15 protein-coding genes and 1 tRNA gene are annotated in these 18732 nt (G+C 53.4%); 6 read left to right on the top strand and 10 right to left on the bottom strand.

Annotated elements, in window-relative coordinates:
- The first annotated feature begins 19 nt into the window (after positions 1-19).
- Complete coding sequence (locus PH7735_RS04780; protein WP_082645129.1) at positions 20-1384, top strand: ArsB/NhaD family transporter; 1365 nt, start codon at positions 20-22, stop codon at positions 1382-1384.
- A 130-nt stretch (positions 1385-1514) separates the two neighbouring features.
- Here PH7735_RS04780 and PH7735_RS04775 read toward each other — a convergent pair whose 3' ends face one another.
- Positions 1515-2354: an alkaline phosphatase family protein gene (locus PH7735_RS04775; RefSeq protein WP_058311148.1), complete on the bottom strand. Its 840-nt coding sequence runs from the start codon at positions 2352-2354 to the stop codon at positions 1515-1517.
- A 148-nt stretch (positions 2355-2502) separates the two neighbouring features.
- Positions 2503-2931 carry a MerR family transcriptional regulator gene (locus PH7735_RS04770; RefSeq protein ID WP_058311147.1) on the bottom strand — a complete coding sequence of 143 codons (429 nt, stop codon included), beginning with the start codon at positions 2929-2931 and terminating at the stop codon, positions 2503-2505.
- Positions 2932-3069: 138 nt separating this feature from the next.
- Here PH7735_RS04770 and PH7735_RS04765 point away from each other — a divergent pair, with 138 nt between their 5' ends.
- A complete protein-coding gene (locus PH7735_RS04765) occupies positions 3070-5307 on the top strand; it encodes a heavy metal translocating P-type ATPase (RefSeq protein ID WP_058310146.1) in 2238 nt (745 codons plus the stop codon).
- A 68-nt stretch (positions 5308-5375) separates the two neighbouring features.
- Here the strand turns inward: PH7735_RS04765 and PH7735_RS21135 are convergent, their stop codons facing one another.
- Positions 5376-7640, bottom strand: a complete 2265-nt coding sequence (locus PH7735_RS21135) for a cadherin-like domain-containing protein (RefSeq protein ID WP_058310145.1) — start codon at positions 7638-7640, stop codon at positions 5376-5378.
- Positions 7641-7873: 233 nt separating this feature from the next.
- On the opposite strand from PH7735_RS21135, the gene PH7735_RS04755 reads away from it, so the two are divergent.
- Positions 7874-7947: transfer RNA gene (locus PH7735_RS04755), tRNA-Cys, on the top strand.
- 98 nt (positions 7948-8045) lie between these two features.
- Here PH7735_RS04755 and PH7735_RS04750 read toward each other — a convergent pair.
- Together PH7735_RS04750 and PH7735_RS04745 are read right to left on the bottom strand one after the other, a co-directional pair.
- Positions 8046-8258: a hypothetical protein gene (locus PH7735_RS04750; protein ID WP_058310144.1), complete on the bottom strand. Its 213-nt coding sequence runs from the start codon at positions 8256-8258 to the stop codon at positions 8046-8048.
- Positions 8259-8303: 45 nt separating this feature from the next.
- Entirely contained in the window at positions 8304-9308 is a 1005-nt protein-coding gene (locus tag PH7735_RS04745; RefSeq protein ID WP_058310143.1) for a tyrosine-type recombinase/integrase, read from the bottom strand.
- 1020 nt (positions 9309-10328) lie between these two features.
- On the opposite strand from PH7735_RS04745, the gene PH7735_RS04740 reads away from it, so the two are divergent.
- Genes PH7735_RS04740 through PH7735_RS20505 form a run of 3 tightly spaced genes read left to right on the top strand, consistent with a single transcriptional unit; the run spans position 10329 to position 12653 of the window.
- Complete coding sequence (locus PH7735_RS04740) at positions 10329-11618, top strand: AAA family ATPase (RefSeq protein WP_058310142.1); 1290 nt, start codon at positions 10329-10331, stop codon at positions 11616-11618.
- Positions 11619-11625: 7 nt separating this feature from the next.
- Positions 11626-12444: a DUF4435 domain-containing protein gene (locus PH7735_RS04735; protein ID WP_158503180.1), complete on the top strand. Its 819-nt coding sequence runs from the start codon at positions 11626-11628 to the stop codon at positions 12442-12444.
- Between the two features lie 29 nt (positions 12445-12473).
- The gene (locus PH7735_RS20505; RefSeq protein WP_145865259.1) at positions 12474-12653 is read left to right on the top strand and encodes a hypothetical protein; all 180 of its coding nucleotides are present in this window, start codon (positions 12474-12476) and stop codon (positions 12651-12653) included.
- 12 nt (positions 12654-12665) lie between these two features.
- Here PH7735_RS20505 and PH7735_RS04730 read toward each other — a convergent pair whose 3' ends face one another.
- From PH7735_RS04730 to PH7735_RS04710, 5 genes are all read right to left on the bottom strand, one after another.
- On the bottom strand, positions 12666-13232 hold the full coding sequence (locus PH7735_RS04730; RefSeq protein ID WP_058310140.1) for a DUF429 domain-containing protein: 567 nt from the start codon (positions 13230-13232) through the stop codon (positions 12666-12668).
- A gap of 496 nt (positions 13233-13728) precedes the next feature.
- Positions 13729-14880 carry an iron-containing alcohol dehydrogenase gene (locus PH7735_RS04725; protein WP_058310139.1) on the bottom strand — a complete coding sequence of 384 codons (1152 nt, stop codon included), beginning with the start codon at positions 14878-14880 and terminating at the stop codon, positions 13729-13731.
- 147 nt (positions 14881-15027) lie between these two features.
- Positions 15028-16515: a glycerol kinase GlpK gene (glpK, locus tag PH7735_RS04720; RefSeq protein ID WP_058310138.1), complete on the bottom strand. Its 1488-nt coding sequence runs from the start codon at positions 16513-16515 to the stop codon at positions 15028-15030.
- 144 nt (positions 16516-16659) lie between these two features.
- Positions 16660-18381 (bottom strand): ABC transporter substrate-binding protein, encoded by a 1722-nt coding sequence (locus tag PH7735_RS04715; protein ID WP_058310137.1) that lies wholly within the window; start codon positions 18379-18381, stop codon positions 16660-16662.
- Positions 18382-18448: 67 nt separating this feature from the next.
- Positions 18449-18721: a DUF2160 domain-containing protein gene (locus PH7735_RS04710; protein WP_058310136.1), complete on the bottom strand. Its 273-nt coding sequence runs from the start codon at positions 18719-18721 to the stop codon at positions 18449-18451.
- Between the last annotated feature and the right edge of the window lie 11 nt (positions 18722-18732).

The following is an 18732-nucleotide window of genomic DNA, read 5'->3' as shown; positions in this document are numbered from 1 at the left end:
TTCATACCGGACCAGAAACTTGACCGAACATTCCAGTTCCCACGGAGAGGCTGCGTTCTCCGTCCCCGACCTGTTGGGCGTTGACCCACTTTGGGTCGCAACAGGCATTCTTTTGCTCGTATATGCCGTACTGATCACCGAAAAACTGAACCGCGCTGTTCTGGCGATGCTGGGCGCATCGCTGATGGTGCTGTTCGGGATTATCAATCAGGAACAGGCCGTTGCTGGCGTCGATTCAAACACCCTCGCGCTTTTGATCGGCATGATGGTGATTGTCGGCATCACATCGAAATGCGGACTTTTCCAATATGTGGCGATTAAGGCCGCCAAGGTGGTCAAGGCCAATCCCACGGGCATTCTCATCATGCTGACGCTGATCACCGCCGTCTTCTCGGCGCTGCTCGACAACGTGACGACGGTTCTCCTGATTGCGCCGATCACGCTTTTGATCACCGATGCGCTTGGCGTGCGGGTGTTTCCGTTCTTTCTTGCGGAAATCCTGGCTTCGAACGTCGGCGGGACAGCCACATTGATCGGCGATCCGCCAAACATCATCATTGGCTCTGCGGCGAACCTCAGCTTTAACGACTTTTTGATAAACCTTGCGCCGATTTCAGCCATTTGTCTGGTTGTGCTGACCGCCATCATTTACCTGATGAACCGCAAAGAGCTTTCGACCATTCCACCAGAAGCCAGCGCCCGCATCATGAAGTTCGACGAATCCGAAGCCATCACCGATTTCGGCCTGATGTATAAATCTTTGGGAGTTCTCGCCCTTGTGCTGACCGGATTCACACTGGGCCATGGGTATGGCGTACAGCCGGGGACGTCTGCTCTGGCGGGGGCCGCGTTGCTGATGCTTTTGGCCTATGGCCATCAGCACGGAGAGGAACAATCCGAGTCCATCCACCATATTTTTGGTGAAGTGGAATGGATCACGATCTTCTTCTTTGGCGGACTGTTTGTCATTGTTGCAGGGGTCGAGCATGTTGGCTTGCTTGAATACTTTGGCCAAAAGGTTCTCGAGTTCACCGAAGGCGATTTGATGAAAACATCGTTCTTCATTTTCTGGGCTTCCGGCATTCTCTCGGCTATCCTCGACAACATCCCCTTTGTTGCCACGATGATCCCTTTGATTGAATCGACGGCGGATACCTTTGGCGGACCAGATGCGATCGAACCTTTGTGGTGGTCCTTGGCATTGGGGGCCTGTCTGGGCGGCAACGGCACTTTGCTGGGCGCGTCGGCCAACCTGACGGTCGCGGCCTTTGCGGAAAAGGCAAAACAGCCGATCCCCTTCATGACCTTCATGAAAATCGCCTTTCCGATCATGATCCTGACCCTTGCGATCTCAAACGTCTATCTTTGGTTGCGCTACTTCTAAGGGGTGACAAGATCTGACACGGATACGGCCCGGGGCAGAGATGCCCCGGGCCGTTTTACTTTAGTCGAGACCATTGGCGCAGATGCGAGGCTCTGCCTCGCGCTCCGGGATATTTGGGGCCAGAAGAAGGTTACGGCGCGGCGAGGAAGCTTTCATGTTTCATTGTGTCAGGAACCTTTGACCCCAAGCGCGTCAGGACAGTTGGGGCGAGTTGTCGTTGATCCAGAAGGGTCTCGATGGCGACGCCTTCAGCGGAACCGAAGTAATAGAGCGCGAAATCCTGTTGTTCGGGGCTGCGCCCGCCATGGTGTCCCCGGTCGTTTTGGCCATGATCGGCCGTGACAATCACCTCGTATCCCGCGGCACGCCACCGGATCAGATATTGAGCGAGCTTTTCGTCCAGATGGAAAATCGCATTGTCCATTTCATAGCAATCATGCCGGAAACGGTGGCCCAATGAGTCCAGCGTGCAGGTGTGCAAAATGCCATAGTTCAGGTCAAACCGTTCGGTCAGCATTGTGAGCGTTGCGAACAGGTCGGCATCCGAGGGCGTCATCTGGTTTATCATGCCGTAGCCCGTCATCGAGTGAAACCGACCGTGATTGATCGAAGCGCTGTCCGGTTCGTCGTATTCCAGATCGCGCACAGGGTCGAACGGGGCCCTGTTGAAGAACTCTGACCAGTAGGAATGGGTTACGGCGCCTGTGACGCCGCCAGAGGCCCGCACCTGCCCGAAAATATCCGGTTGTTGGACCTTGAAGGTATTGTCATTGCCCGTGACCCCGTGAATGGCCGGAGCAACCCCTGTGTGAATTGACGCGTAACAGCTTGCCGACGTGGAAGGCAAAACAGAGCGCATGCGCCATTTTCGGGCTTCGCCGGCGTCAACCCACCCTTCGAGATTGCCAAACAGGTCCCAGTTTTTCAACGGGACGCCGTCCAGAATTATCAGCAGCAGTTTGTTTTGCATCTTCTCGCCCCATCGCGCCGTTTGCCGTTTAGAGGCCATGACACGGCCCTGTTCCTTTGCAGGAAACACCGGAACACATCACAAAATAAACAAGGCCGGCGACGCATTTATGACGTTTCCAGACCACCCGCCTCGGTTTTGGACAGGTTCATTCCCCGATATTGTTGTGATCCGTCAGGCATTCGGAATGATCCCGCAACACTTCCAGCACGCGACAATCGCCAGAGTCACCGCCAGTGCACTCGGAAATCATGCGTTGGAGTTCCTGCTCTAGCGCCTTGAGACGTAAGAGACGTTGCTGCACCTGCTCCAGCTGCCGTCTTGCGATGGAATCCGCTTGCGAGCAGGACTGCTGGGGATGATCGGCCAAGGTCAATAGCTCGCGGATCGCTTCAAGGGAAAATCCGAGTTGTCGCCCGTGGCGGATAAACGACAGCCGGTCGAGATCCGTGTTGCGATAGCGACGCTGCCCTCCTGCCGTGCGCTCTGGTTCGGGCAGCAGGTTAATCTGTTCATAGTATCGAATTGTTTGCACCTTGGTGCCGGTTTTGCGGGACAGTGCGCCAATTGTGAGCATTTTATCTAAACCTTCCATGGCTCTTGATTTACCCCAAAGCGCCACCTGCAAACAAATCAATAAACATGAAAAACACGCTTGAAGCTCTAGCGGCTAGAGGTCGTAACCTGCCAAGGAATCACACTTTCGGAGTTTCTCATGCCGCATGATCTTGCCATCCAGACTTGCGCTTCATCTGTTTCTGACACAGGTGGGTGCTGTGGCGCAGTTCCCCCCCCTGCAGACGCGTCGATCGACAAGGGGCGCAGTTTTCGGGTCACGGGTTTGGATTGCGCCGAAGAGGTTGCCATCCTGAACAAGGCACTGGGGCCCGCGTTGGGAGGCGAAGCCCATCTTGCCTTTGATATCCTAAACGCGCGCATGACCGTTTTGGAGACCGCGCAACCCGTACCGGATGAAGAGGTCCTGCGCCTTGTTGCGCAAACCGGAATGCGCGCGAAACCCTGGGATGCCCAAACCGCCGAGGCCGACCATCGGGCACAGATCAAACGACAAAAAAATGTAACGATGCTTGCCGCCGCGTTCTGGGGGGCAGGTTTGGCATATCATGGTGTCGAAGCAGGCGCGGCAGGGTTTGCGCATGTTTTTGCGAGACATGGCGACGTACCGATGCCGATGCCCGAAGTGCTCGCGTTTTTGCTCGCCACTTTGTGTGGTGTCTGGCAGATCGCGCCCAAAGCCCTTTACGCACTCAAGCGTTTGTCCCCGGATATGAACCTGTTGATGATGGTCGCGATTGCGGGCGCGATTGTATTGGGAGAGTACTTTGAGGCCGCGACCGTGGCATTTCTGTTTACGCTGTCTCTGACCCTTGAGAGTTGGAGTGTCGGGCGGGCGCGCGATGCGGTCTCTGCCCTTCTGGATCTGGCGCCTACAACCGCGCGGGTAATCCAGAAAGACGGGTCAGACATCGAAGTGCTGGCAGCAGAGGTGCAGATCGGGGATCGGTTTGTGGTCCGAGCGGGGGATCGTATCCCTCTGGATGGAGAGGTCGTAGACGGCAGCGGCGCGGTGGATCAGGCCCCCATCACGGGTGAAAGCGCCCTTGTGCCCAAAGAGGCCGGAGACGGCGTTTTTGCCGGGACTATTAATGGCGACGGGACATTGACGGTTCGTGCGACAGCCCTCGCGACGGATACGGTTTTGGCGAAAATCACGATCATGGTAAACGAGGCACATGCGCGCCGCGCCAATGTCGAACAATGGGTCACGCGGTTTGCGCGGATCTATACCCCTGTTGTTATGGGATTGGCCGCCATCTTGGCGGTGCTTCCGCCGTTGTTGATGGATGGGGACTGGGCAGGATGGCTTTACAACGCACTTGTCTTGCTGGTGATTGCCTGCCCCTGTGCGCTTGTGATTTCGACGCCGGTCTCCATTGTTGCAGCACTTGCTGCTGCGGCCCGAAACGGGGTGCTGGTCAAAGGCGGCGCCTATATTGAACTTCCGTCGCGCCTTGCAGCGCTTGCCATGGACAAAACAGGGACATTGACCGAAGGCAAACCGCATGTCGCAGAGGTGTTCCCGTCACAGGCCTCCGCCCGCGAAGTGGTTGCAACCGCAGCTGCGCTTGAGGCGCACTCGTCCCACCCCTTGGCCCTTGCCATCCTTGCACATCCGGATGCAAAGGGCGTTGTGGCTGCGCAAAACTCACAGTCCATTCCCGGAATGGGGATCGAAGGCAGCGTTAGTGGAGAACAGGTCTGGTTAGGGTCCGCCCGTATGGCCGCCCGAAAAAACTGTGTGCTACCCGAGGCCCAGCTCGCCCAGATCGAAGAGGCAGGCAGCACGTTGGTTGCAGTCGGAACGGGCGAGACCTTGCTCGGGTTGCTGGAAGTCAGAGATCGCATTCGCCCCGAAGCACACGCCGTGATCAGCGCGCTTCACAAACAGGGTCTGTCAAAAATCGTGATGCTGACGGGGGACAATCCCAAAACGGCAAGTGTAGTAGCCAAAGAGGTGGGCATAGATGAAACAAGGGCCGGTTTGCTTCCGCAAGACAAGGTGGACGCAATCGAGGCTTTGTCAGAAACCTATCCCGTGGTTGCGATGATCGGGGACGGCGTGAACGACGCCCCGGCCATGGCCCGCGCAGATTTTGCCATCGCAATGGGCGCGATTGGGTCGGACGCTGCTATCGAAACGGCGGATATTGCCCTGATGAGTGATGACATCTCCAAAATTCCTTGGCTGATCAACCACTCACGCCGGACCATGTCCGTGATCAGGCAGAACATCGTTTTTGCGCTTGTTACCAAGGCCATCTTTGTGGGGCTTACCGCGTTGGGCCTGGCATCAATGTGGGGTGCCATTGCGGCAGATGTCGGTGTCTCTCTGGCGGTTGTGGCCAACGCGCTTCGACTGTTGAAGGCATGACAAAAAACGTGCCCTGCAATTGCGGGGCACGTTGAGTATTTTTGAACGGATCATCAGCCTGGAAGTGGTCAGCCCAGAAGATCAAACGTGATAATGGTTCCGGATTGATCCGGCGTGGGCAACCGCAACACAACCTCGTCCAACCCTTCGTGGCCGTCAAAGTAGACAACCGCCTGATCGTTCCAATACAGAACCGTGTTGTAGATGTTCACATCCGTCTCGCCGTCTGCGCCGATAATCACGCTGCGGTCAGAACGCATATGGAATTCATCTGCACTGACAAGGGTGCCATCAAAGACAACCGCGTCTCCCTCGGCCGCGGAATAATCCCGAATGCGCAACGTATCGCCCGGTTCATCTGACACGAAGAAAAAGTCGGCGCCCGCCCCACCCGTTACCGAGTCACGACCCAAGCCCCCGAACAGGAAGTCGTCACCATCGCCACCACGCAGTGTGTCATTTCCATACCCGCCGCGCAGCAGGTCATCACCGTCATTGCCATGCAGGAAATCGTGCCCGCCACCGCCATACAGGCTGTCATTGCCTTCGCCGCCGTACAACGTATCCCGTCCAGACCCACCATTGTCCTCATCGCCAAAGATCACGTCGTTCCCGTTGCCGCCACCGATGCGGTCTGCGCCTGCTTCGCCGTGCAGTTCATCGTCATCATCGCCGCCACCAAGCGTATCACGCCCCTCTCCGCCAAGGATCAAATCGGCACCAGCCAGACCAAAGATGTAATCGTCGCCGTCCTCTCCGTTCAGGTCATCGGCACCGTCGCCGCCGAACATATCGTCATGCCCCGCGCCACCGGTTGCGGTATCGTCGCCCGCCCCTCCTGCGATGGTGTCATTGCCCTCGCCGCCATCCAGGCTGTCTGTGCCCAGACCACCGTTAATATCATCGGCGCGCCCGTCGCCCGAAATCGTGTCCGCCCCATCAAATCCCCAAAGGGTATCAGGTCCGGCAAACCCGGACAGGGCATCATCTCCATCAGTACCTTCAAAAAGCTCCCCGCCCACCAGCGTCAGCGTAAAGTCGGTGTCCGAGGCCTGACCGTCGACTTCCGTCCCGGTAACGCGCATGTCAAACGCGCCTCGTGCATCAAGAGGGGCGTTCGCTTCAAAGCTCATCGTGCGCGAGGACTCGTCAAAAACAAGCCAATCCGGAAGATCCGATCCATCCGCCATCTGAATGTCATAGGTGATGGATCCGCCCGACAAATCTGTGAACAAATCGCGTGGAACCTGAAACGCAAAATCCTCTTCGACAAAAGCACTCAGCGGGTCAATCGCCCCCGTTAGCACAGGCACATCGTCCACCCCGTTCACACGCAGCGACACTGTGGCGGTATCAGTTCCACCAAACCCGTCGCTGATCGTGTAGGTAAAACTGTCTTCTTCACGGTCGGCTTCATCTAGCGCTTGGATCAACGCAACCCCCGATGGGTCATATGTAATTGTACCATCTGTGTTCAACGTGATCGCCGCACCCAGTGCGCTTGTGGCAGATACACCCGTTACCGTCACGGGCTCATCATCGGGATCACTGTCGTTTTCAAGCAATTCAGCAACGTCTATCGTACCCACATGGTTTGCGCTCACCAGCAAACTTTGACCCGCCGCATTAGCAAAATTTCGAATAGCGGCATTGTAGACTCCTGCGCCCCCGTCCGACATGTTTTCCCAACTAGGGTGGCCTCCAGTACTGCCGTAGCTGCCGTTCGACACATAGGCGATTTCGCCTTCTCCCAGCGTGCGCAAACTCCAAGAGGCCCCCGTTCCACCATAGCTGCTGGGTACAACAATCTCGGTGCCCAAAGTTGCGTCAACGTACAACGTATCAAGATCATAGAAGTATCCGGACGGCTGAATTGCCGTGATGTCTACTACGCCCGTTGTCAGGCTGTTGCCCTCCCCGGAAATGAGGCCAGGATGGCCATAATCACTGCTGCGCGTACCTCCGAGGAATGCTATCAATTGCGGATCGCCTGGACTTGCCACAGAGTCATAGCCCGTCACAAAAACACGCCCTCCGTTCGTGACAAAGTTGGTTAGGTTGTCAAATACGGCAGAATCGGTGTGCCTATCTCCAGATGAATTGCCAGATGCGCTCCAGAATATGGCTCCATAGTCGGAGAGGTCCTGCAACAAAGCCGGGTTCGATCCGCTGGCAAAGTCGTCAATGGCGCCGTCCACGTCATATCCGTCGGCGCGCAAAGCTCGCGCGATCCCTCGACCCGCGCCACTATCGGAGACAAAAAGTATCCGGCTGGAAGCCCCATAAAGATCGTCTTCGGCAATAGGTGTTTGATTGATTGATCCGGCAGGCATTGTATTCCTCCAAAAATATGACCTTAAAAAATTGGCTCAATCATGGCACGAAGCACGACTCCACTCCACGACTTTTTCATGTCTTATAGTTCGCCAACAAACGATAGCCCGAAACACAGGCACTTCCCCGCTCGTCCCATTAACCCCCACCACACAGGTTTCTCCCGTGATATTCACTCAGAGGGCTTGCACCGGCTGCGCGGACAAGTTAAGTGCTTCGGCACCACAAGGCAGGCGAGTTGGCGGAGTGGTGACGCAGCGGATTGCAAATCCGTGTACACCGGTTCGATTCCGGTACTCGCCTCCATTTGTTTTCAATGATTTAGATGAATTCACGCGAAATAGAATTCGCTAGTCTAAACATTTGTCTAAACATTCTGTTTTTGTTCTGTTCTCAAAACACCGCTAATCGTCGATTATACTTGCGTCTGATTTGTTAATCGGTGCATCGCCCAGAGCTAACAAAAGTAGAATTGCAAGCAGTGGACTTCCAACTAGAGAAATCAACACCCAAACAACCGGATTGCGATTACGGCCGCTCGCCATTTGTGCAGGTAAAACGATAAAAAGCCCGATCACAAAAAGCAAAATGACTAAGAGAGCGACTAGTTCAAACATGATAAATTCCGTGCTTTGGTCTCAAGGCTAATGTTAAGATAAGTTTCACCGCGCCATATCCGTCCGCATCTGTTGGGCTTGAACCGCCCTGATCTTCTGTCTGACCTTCTTGGTATAGTGCTGGACCATTGCTGGGCTTTGGCCCGTAACAGCCGCAATCAGGTCATCGGCGCACCCCGCCTCTAGAAGCTCACAGGCAGCGTTGTAGCGCCAGCTATGGATATCATAGCCCAAAGCCCCAATGGCATCTCTGACCTTCCTCACGGCCTGTGACGCCCCACGATAGGACCAACGATTGGTCCCCCGCTCATTCGTAAGGATAAACACCGAATGGCGGCTGGCAGCATCCAAAGCCGTTTGCAGTTCAGGCAAAATCGGAACCCAGAGTTCCTTGCTCGTTTTGTTCTGACGAACGAAGAAAGCGCCATCCTGAATATCGGACCAGCGCATTTCCAGTACATCGCCGATCCTTTGGCCTGTGCCGACGCACAGTTCCATAACAAGCCGCTCTCTGGTGCCGACAGGGCAAGACACGCGATAGGCCGCTAACAGCGCTTGCGGCCATGGTTCACGCTCTTTCTTTTTCGTCTTGAGTTCGGGAACGCCCTTGGCGGGATTGGTTTCTGTCCATCCCAGATCAACACAGTGTTCCATGAGAACCCGCAGGACACGCAGAGAATAGTTGGCGAAATAGACTTTATCTGCGTTAGAATCTCGCAGCCGGATAACGTCTTTACGCTTCATCGAAGCAGGGTTTGCACCGCTCATAATCGACGGGAAGAATTCCAAATACTTATCGTAATCGAGAGCCGTTCGAGGCTTGAGGTTAATATACCGAGGCGACCCACGATAATCTTTGATCAGTGCCGCAAAGTTGCGCGAAACAACGCGCTTTGGTTTCTCTTTACCTGAGAGGATATCTGAATATTCCTTCCAGAACTCAGGCGTTCCAAATTCGTTTTTGAATTTTTGAGAAGGCCAGCCGCGACGTTGGAAATAGAGGCCGTTTCTTTGCTTATAGACGTGTTTGGGTAGTTCACGTTTTGCCATGGCGCATATCTATCCTATCAAATTCATCCGCATCCTCGCCCTTAGACAGTACAATCTCGATCCGGTTGCCTTCGACAGAAACACGGCTAACCGTCTTACCGGCACTTTCGAAAGTGTTCAGTAGACTGAGCGCCCTTTGTTCAAGTTTCGCCGGAGACATTTTCGTACCAATCAGATTTGTATTGCGGGTGGATGGAGCAGTCGCCCCAACATGCTTGTTTCTGAGGACCAGACTAAGCGGCTGGAGTCCGCCGCCTCAAGCAAAGAAATCAGCACGATCACATTCCCTGTCACTAATTACATATACACCCTCATTACAGATTGTATCAATCTGTGAACAATCGTGGCGCTTGCACTCGTTCAAACGATAACGAAAACAACTTTCGTACCCGATTGTTGATAGTGAGTAGTTTAACTCCTCACTTGTGACTGCCCTGCCCTATTGGGGGAAGGCGACCGCGCGGATTGAATATTCCGAATGGTTCTGAGCGAGACCATGCAATCGCTTTTTTACCCTTTTCATGGACAGGCCTGTCACTAATTACATATCCCAACAAGGAAGAGAGGATGAGGAGGCCCGCCCCGTTCCCCCTCCGATATTTTGAGTCTACGGGGGATCGGGGCTGTGTTGCACAAACTCTTTATGGTTGGCCCAATGCCACCATGACGCTCTAGAAAATCGTCTAAACACGTTTAGTTTCAAATGCGCAGCCAGGGCGGATTTCGGACCTTCGTTGCGGATGCGAGAGTGTTTAGGTCTCACGGCTGAAGTCGACATTGGAATCGAATGAACAATCAGATCGCGAGGTGTACCAAATTCTCACCGAACCTGTCTTTTGGAAATCAGAGACCGCTCGAAACGCACCAGAATTGTCCGCAGGCAAGTATGACGATTGTCGATAGTTTTTGCTCCTAGAGTAGTGGTAAGAGACGCGCTGACGCCTTAGTGTAAGACACAAGCGTACAGCGACTTTAGCTTGGATGCTGGAAATATCGTCAAAAGTTATTGGATTAAGACAAGTGAATTACATCGAAAGTGTAGAGATTGAGGGCTTTTGGGGGCGAAAGAACGTATCGTTGCGATTGCACCCTGATCTAAATTTTCTTATCGGACCAAACGGAAGCGGCAAGACCACAATAATCAATTTGGTTTCTGCTGTCCTTCGCGCAGATATTCCGGCGCTATATTCGGTACAGTTCGACAAAGTCACGATAAAAATGAAGACCGTTGGCGCAAACCGGAAACCGTTGATCGAGGTGGCCAAGGTTGTTGATCCCAAAATGGGCAATTTCGAACTGATCTACACCGTCAAAGAGAAAGCCAGCGAGAAAGGAACAACCTATGGCGTCGAAGGCCCGTACGACGACCGTATTTACCGCGACGCAAGATATGCGCGGAGCAGAAGGCATAGAGAAGCTGGCGCAAGATTGAGTGGCATCTTGTCCGATCTAGTGGAAGTCAATTGGCTTTCCATTCATCGAGCGAGCGCCGAGCTTGAAAGGCGTAATCGTCGCGAAGATAGTTACGAATCTTCAATTGACCACAAACTTCAAGATATCTCACGTGCCTTTTCCAACTTCTTCTCGCTGTTGAATTCGAAAGCCGAGGCAGAAAGTAAGAACTTTCAAGAACACGTTTTCTTGTCACTTCTCGATCAAAAGCATTCCGATGCGGACGTTCTGCTACAGGCATACTCAGAAGCCGAGAATAAGTCATCAGTTGTAAGTGTACTAAGAGACCTTGGCGTGTCTCAAACTAAAGCGACTAGGAGTGTGAATGCACACTATTCACGCGCAGCAGAAGCAAGGGAAAGCGTTCAAGATAACCGGAATAGCCTATCCCTAAAACATGCTATCTCGCTGTCTGACGCTGCAAGGGTCAACGAGATGCTGAAAGAGTGGAGAAGTTTGCAAGATCAACGAGAAGCAATATTTCAACCACGAATTCAGTTTAAAGGTATCATAAATAGGCTTCTTACAGGAAAAGAGCTGCATTTCGACGAACGCAATACCCCGATGGTTCACCTCGAATCTGGTGAAACTGTGGGAATTGATGTGCTTTCTTCAGGTGAAAAACAGTTGTTTATCATTCTTGGCGAAGCATTGTTGCAAGAAGAACGACCGGTAGTCTTCATTTCAGACGAACCAGAACTATCACTGCACGTTAGTTGGCAGAGCGCACTATTTGGGCATATTAGAAGCTTGAATGGCTCTTGCCAGATCATTTCAGCCACGCATTCCCCCGATATTGTCGGATCATTTCAAGACCGTGTAATTAAGATAGAGCAGTGTATTTCAGATGTTCACTAGAACAAGTTTGGGTATTGGTAACGAGCATTTATTTCACGACGTAGATTTCGTTGTCTATTGCGAGGGAAAAGTGGTTGAAGGCGAAGGTTCCTCTCTAGACGAGGTCTTTTGGGAACGTGTGTTTGTAGAAAACGGGAAGGCCGTTCATTGCAAAAGCATGGGGGGAAAGTCTGTCGTACGGCCCCTTGCTCAAAAGGTTGCTGACGAGGGCATAACAAACGTCGTCGTGGCAATGGATCGAGACTATGATGACCTTAGAAACCAGATAATCGACCATCCGCAGGTGTTTTATACCTACGGATACAGTTGGGAATCTGACGTAGTTCTAGATTTTCAGTTCACGTCGGCCTTGTCGCTATTTGCAACAACCAACCGCAGACAGGCTATCCGGGCTGAGTTCGTTGCCTTTAGAGATAGTTTGTCGCAAAAGCTTCGCCGCATTTGTGCCTTGGATTACAAGTACATTGGCCACCATGAGAGGTTGTTTAATCGTCAAAGTCCAATGTCAATCATCGCGACGCCGGGAGCGCACGAGCCTTTCGTAAAAGCGTCGACGTTGCTCTGTAAAGCTAAGACGCTTGGCCATTTTCAAACTGCCTCGCTTCCTGTTGAAGCGTACCACGCGCTCTGCGGCGTTAGATCGTTCTTTGGTAAAGCCGTCTCCCGGCTTGTATTCCATTGGTTCGCGTATCGAACACGGCGTATTAACGGGGCCAGAAAGGTGGTTTATGATGCCTTTATGGATTTGCTAGCCAGCACACTAGACGTAACCAAACTAGGTGTCCCTAGGAATGAGCATTACTTGAACGCTATCGCAAGGCTTTGATAGTCGCAAACAGCTCACGTAAAAGGGCTATGGCAGATCTACGGCAAGGTCCGGTTTGTCTCGCGTTGTGCAAGTTCAATTCGGTTGAAATGCTGAGCTCTGCACGAATGGCGGAAATGCGGGCTGCGACTGCAGCATCCGACACTGGTGTTGATAGTCCGGTCTGGGCCGGATATGTCAGCTTTCAGGCTAGTCAAACAGTTAATTGAGTTTAATCGGTTTTACCCGATTGTCTCAAACCATGGATAGCGCGCCCCAGGAACTACGAGTTCGATATCGTCGTCAATGTCCGAATACAGTTCGACAGCCCATTTCCGAGTATGGCCCATCGCTGCGCACCAAGCGGCGACAATGGCATCAGCTGCATGGTCCGTTCCAGCCTTAGCAAACGTTTCACGATAGAGCGTTCGTATTGCGTCCCCAGCTTCTAACTGTAGCAATAGCTTGGGGTGACTTTCGTAAACAGGTAAACCCAAACGTCTAGCGACGATGGCTCCGTTCAATGTCATCGCGCTGTACAGAGAATTCTGCGCAACGACTGAATTACCTCCATATCTGCGCCGGAGTGCGTCATCACAGGCGCGACCACCTTTTGGGGACCATGCCAGAAGGGTATCAATGCCGACTGCCTGTGCGTTACCCGAATAGGCCGCTAACCATAGCAAAGCCTCAGAAGCATCGCGCACTGTTGCTGTCGCCACTACCTCGGGAACATCTGACTCCAAACTAATTGCAGCGACCCCGTTCTTAGCTTTTCCACCGGGATCATAACCCAGAAACAATGCCATGGCTTCTCCCTTTCGTTTTCGAGGCGTAGCTCCCCTCTTCTTTCATTTCTCCAAGCTTGGGAGATATTACACAAGGCCTAGATGCTAGCATTGCCAACGCCGCACAATGTCTCAAATAAATTCAGCTTGTGACCATATAGGGCCGGAACCACCAAATCTCACCCACTATTCCGTCTAAACATTCACTCTCTGTTCTCACGAATTTGCACCATTCTCTAAACACTTTATTGAATATAATCAGCCACATACACACTCTTGCAAATCCGTGTACACCGGTTCGATTCCGGTACTCGCCTCCAACAAAATCCCCAAAGCTCTCCCTGACACCCGCCCCCTGACCGCTCTAATTGAGCTTTTGCAATTCAACGGGTGAAGTGGCCTAAATAGTGCGAACTCGCTTGGTCTCTTGTCATCTTGCTTGAGGTCCGGTCCCAAATCACAGACGAGCTGGCTCGGATTGACAATAGAAAACTTCGGGACGGTTCGCTTACTCAAGTTAGCTTGCCAGAGCTTCCTTGTTGAGAATTTGACGGACCTCGGAAGTTGTGAGTTCGAAAGGGTTTCCCTTCATTGATGACGAGCCAGCCGCCATCTCTGCGATGGTTGCGAAATCATGTGAAGACACGTCCAATTGGCGCAGGTTGCGCAGGCCCATTTGTGCCGACCAATTCATAAGGGCAGCGCGCCCCTGCCCGTCTCGCCCGTTGGCGAAGACCTGATCCAGATGATCCAGCACCCAAGACAGGCGGTCATGTATCTCGGTGTTCTTTTGTGCTTTTTGAAAATGCGCATCCAAAACAAACGGAAGCAATCTTCCACAAATCTCTCCGTGAGGAGCACCCGTTTTTCCGCCAATCACACCCGCAAACCCATGCACGGCCCCCAGCCCTGCATTCGCCAGAGCCAAGCCACCACAGGTGCTCACCCACGCCAGAACATCCCAGGCCTCGGCACTGTCGGTCTCGACAACCGCTCGAAGCGCCTTCAGCCCATCAGGGATGGCAGCACGACACAAAGCGTCGGTCATCGGGTTCGACTTTGAAGATAGGTACGGTTCGATCACTTGTGTGACAGCGTCCAATCCGGCGGCCAAGGCAATGTGACGCGGGGCACCCTGCATCAAATCCGCATCCACGATGGCAATTTCCGGCACTATTCCGGGGTCACGCAAGCTGACTTTCAATCCGTGTTCAGGCACGGAAATCACGGCATTTTTTGTCACTTCGGCGCCCGTGCCAGCGGTCGTAGGAAGGGCAATCACTGGGATCGGTGTCGTATCAAGTGCACACCCGTCTCCAACGATTTCAAGATAGGACTGCACGGGTCCCTTGCAGCCAATGAGCGCGCTCAGTGCCTTGGCAAAGTCCATGACGGAGCCTCCACCCAATGCGATGACGACCGAGGGCTTCCCCCCCTCTAAAGACAACAGAGCCTTTTCAATATCGGGAAGACTTGGCTCGTTAGCGCAACTCACCATACGTGTTTCAAGACCGGCATCTTGAACCAACGCGATCAGCCACGCTGCACGCTGTGCACTGGCACCATGCACCACAAGAGCAGTCTCGCCGAATTCTTTGGCAAACTGAGCGACCTTTTGACTTTGACCTCGGCCAAAATGGAGAGCTTGGGGGCTTATGAAAGAATACATAGCAAACCTATCCTGCGCTAAACGCGCTTGTTCTTCATTGGGGACAGCCTAGAGAGAGACACTGCGAAAGCGACCTCTTAGAAAAGAAAAGCCTTGTTCCACCTCAATTTGAAGGCCGCCTAGCGCTCTCGAGGCATGTCTTATCCTTCAAAAGCACATCGTGGCATCAACGGCCTTTTTCCACGATGCGTACCGCTCTTGTCGCTGTGTTGGGTCCATTTGCGGCTCGAACTCGGTTTCACAAACCCACTGGGCCGCGAAACGTGCCTGATCCGGATAGATACCGGCATGCATACCAGCGAGCCATGCAACACCAAGCGCAGTTGTCTCCTGTATCTCTGGTCGATCAACGGGTGCCCCGATGATGTCAGAGAGAAACTGCATCGTCCAATCGCTGGCCGACATGCCGCCATCAACCCGCAAGGTGGGTTGCACCCCTTCGGCCTGCCAATCGGAGGACATGGCTTCCAGAAGATCACGCGTTTGAAAGCCCACACTTTCAAGGGCTGCCTTTGCAAATTCAGCGGCCCCCGACCCACGGGTAAGCCCGAAGATTGCTCCGCGACAGTCCGGGTTCCAGTAGGGCGCGCCCAACCCGACAAAGGCGGGCACCAAAACAACGTTTTGATGGGGATCGGCCTGTTCCGCCAAAGATTGGGTGTCACCGGCAGATTTGATCATCTGCAACTCGTCTCGCAGCCATTGCACGACGGCGCCCGCAATAAATATGGAACCTTCAAGCGCATAGGTCGGCTTTCCGTCCAATTGATAGGCAATGGTCGTGAGCAGGTTGTTATTCGAAACAACCGGTGTCTCTCCGGTGTTCAGCAAGGCAAAACAGCCCGTGCCGTAGGTCGATTTCAACATACCCGGCTTGAAACAGGCCTGACCGACAGTCGCGGCTTGCTGATCACCTGCGACGCCATGAATTGGGATTTCTTTTCCGAACAAATCGGCGCGCGTCATGCCGAAATCCGCGGCACAGTCTTTCACTTCCGGAAGCATCTCCATCGGAATATCAAGCAAATCACAAATTGTGCGGCTCCAGCGCCCTTTGCGAATGTCATACAGCATTGTGCGAGCGGCGTTTGTTGCGTCAGTGGCATGAACCACCCCACCCGTCAGCTTCCAGATAATGAAGCTGTCCACCGTGCCAAACAGCAGTTCTCCATTTTTTGCGCGTGCGCGCGCGCCCTCGACATGATCCAGCAACCACTTGAGTTTGGTGCCGGAAAAATATGGATCAACAAGAAGTCCCGTTCGGTCTTTGAACATCTGCGAATGGCCTGCATCCCGCAAACCGTGACAATACTCTGCTGTGCGCCGATCCTGCCAAACAATTGCGTTGTGGATAGGCTCGCCCGTGTTTTTGTCCCAAACGATAACTGTTTCGCGCTGGTTGGTGATGCCTATGGCGCCGATCTGGGACGACGAAATCCCTGCCCGTTCGATGGCTTCGCGACACGTTCCCGCTGTGGTGACCCAAAGGTCTTTAGGATCATGTTCGACCCAGCCGGATTTTGGATAGTGTTGTGGAAACTCTTCTTGTGCGCGGGAAACAGGTTCCATTTTTTCATTGAACAAAATGGCGCGGGTCGAAGTGGTTCCTTGGTCAATCGCGAGGACGTAGGTCATTTGGGCATCCACAGGTCGTTAGAAGTAGGCAACGGTCTCGGCATCCTTGCGCGGCTCACGCAGAACGTATGGGCGATGCTCGGTGCTTTTGGAGTGATTTGAAAGGGTGTTCAGGGCCGTGGAAACGGCCCTGAACCTTTGGCATTACTGCCAGGATTTGATGAGTTCGTCATACGCAATGGTCACTGGTGTTTCGTCTTCGTTTGCCAGTTTCGCTTTTGGCGAACCAGGCTGAGACAACCAGTGTTCTGGATCCATTTCGTCGTTCATCTTAGGACCGATGTCACCCTGAACGCCTGCGCGCTCGAGACGGATCATCACTTTTTCCTGATCTGCACACAAAGCATCAAGCGCTTCTTGTGGGGTCTTCGCACCGGACATTGCGTCACCGATGTTCTGCCACCACAGCTGTGCCAGCTTTGGATAATCTGGAACGTTTGTACCTGTTGGCGACCACTGAACACGTGCTGGCGACCGGTAGAATTCTACCAGACCACCAAGCTTTGGCGCACGCTCGGTGAAGCTGTCGTGCTGGATTGTGGATTCACGAATGAATGTCAGACCAACGTGGCTTTTCTTCACGTCTACAGTTTTGGATGTCACAAACTGGGCATAGAGCCAGGCAGCCTGAGCGCGGTCCACAGGTGTGGATTCCATCAGCGTCCAGGAACCGGCATCCTGATAGCCGATCTTTGTACCTTCAGTCCAATATGCACCGTGTGGCGAAGGTGCCATGCGCCATTTGGGCGTGCCATCTTCGTTCATCACAGGCAGATCAGGCTCGACCGATGCAGCGGTAAACGCGGTGTACCAGAACATCTGTTGTGCAACGTTCCCCTGCGCAGGGATTGGGCCCGCTTCAGAGAATGTCATGCCAGCAGCAGCCGGAGGAGAGTATTTTTCCAGCCATTCGATCGCTTTGGTAACAGCATAAACAGCAGCCGGGCCGTTTGTTGCACCACCACGGGCGACACAAGATCCAACAGGTTGCGAGTTCTCGTTTACACGAATGCCCCATTCATCAACCGGCAGACCATTTGGTTCACCAATGTCACCTGCACCTGCCATCGACAGCCACGCGTCAGTATAGCGCCATCCCAGCGACGGATCTTTTTTGCCATAGTCCATGTTACCAAAGACTTCGCCTTCGACACCCAACCGGGACAGATCGCGACCCGTAAAGAACTCGGCAATATCTTCGTAAGCAGACCAGTTCACCGGTACGCCAAGATCATAGCCATACTTCGCTTTGAAGTCCGCTTTGTTCTGTTCGTCGTTGAACCAATCGTACCGGAACCAATAGAGGTTCGCGAATTGCTGATCGGGCAGTTGGTAAACCTTGCCATCAGGACCTGTTGTGAAGGACAGGCCGATAAAGTCTTCGAGGTCGAGGTTCGGGTTGGTAACTGATGCGCCGTCGCCAGCCATCCAATCTGTCAGATTGCGGGCCTGCTGATAACGCCAGTGCGTGCCGATCAGGTCAGAGTCGTTGATGTAAGCGTCATAGATGTTTTCGCCGGACTGCATTTGTGTTTGCAGCTTCTCAACAACATCGCCTTCGCCAATCAGGTCATGCGTCACCTTGATGCCTGTGATGGCCTCAAAAGCGGGCGCAAGAACAGTGGATTCATAGGTGTGCGTACCGATGGTTTCGGACACAACGTTGATCGACATGCCTTCGTATGGCTTCGCAGCATCCACAAAGAACTGAAGTTCTGCTTCCTGCTCTGCGCGAGAAAGCGAAGAAAGATCGCCAATCTCTGTATCCAGGAATGCCTTTGCGGCATTCATGTCCGCAAGCGTCGGCGTCGCAAAAAGTGCGGCCGCAAGCCCAAGCGCGGTGGTTCCTCTTAGTCGCAAGTTCATAATGTTCCTCCCTAAATAAGAACAGTTCGGGCATGTGGTCTCTTGCATGTTCCACACGCCCCTTTCGTCACACCCAGCGAAAGACCGCTACGGCGTAACAAAATGACACGATAAGCGCCCCCCACTGTGGGGAACTCAAAAGACCCAGCCATGCCAGATTGATGAAAGCAGAGCCGAGCAACGTGATGAACAATCGATCACCACGGGTCGTTTCGATCCGAAGAACACCGGTGCGCGGCGTTTCGGGAAATTTGATTGCCAAGATCGTGAACACGACCAGCGTCGTGGCAATGATCATGAAGAAAACCGCAGTGGGCCAAGTCCAAGCCATCCATTCCATGAGTGCGTTCT

The organism is Shimia thalassica (genome assembly GCF_001458215.1).
Classification (GTDB): Bacteria; Pseudomonadota; Alphaproteobacteria; order Rhodobacterales; family Rhodobacteraceae; genus Shimia; species Shimia thalassica.
Note: the sequence above shows the minus strand (reverse complement) of the source record. Positions and strands in the feature narration are given on the sequence as shown.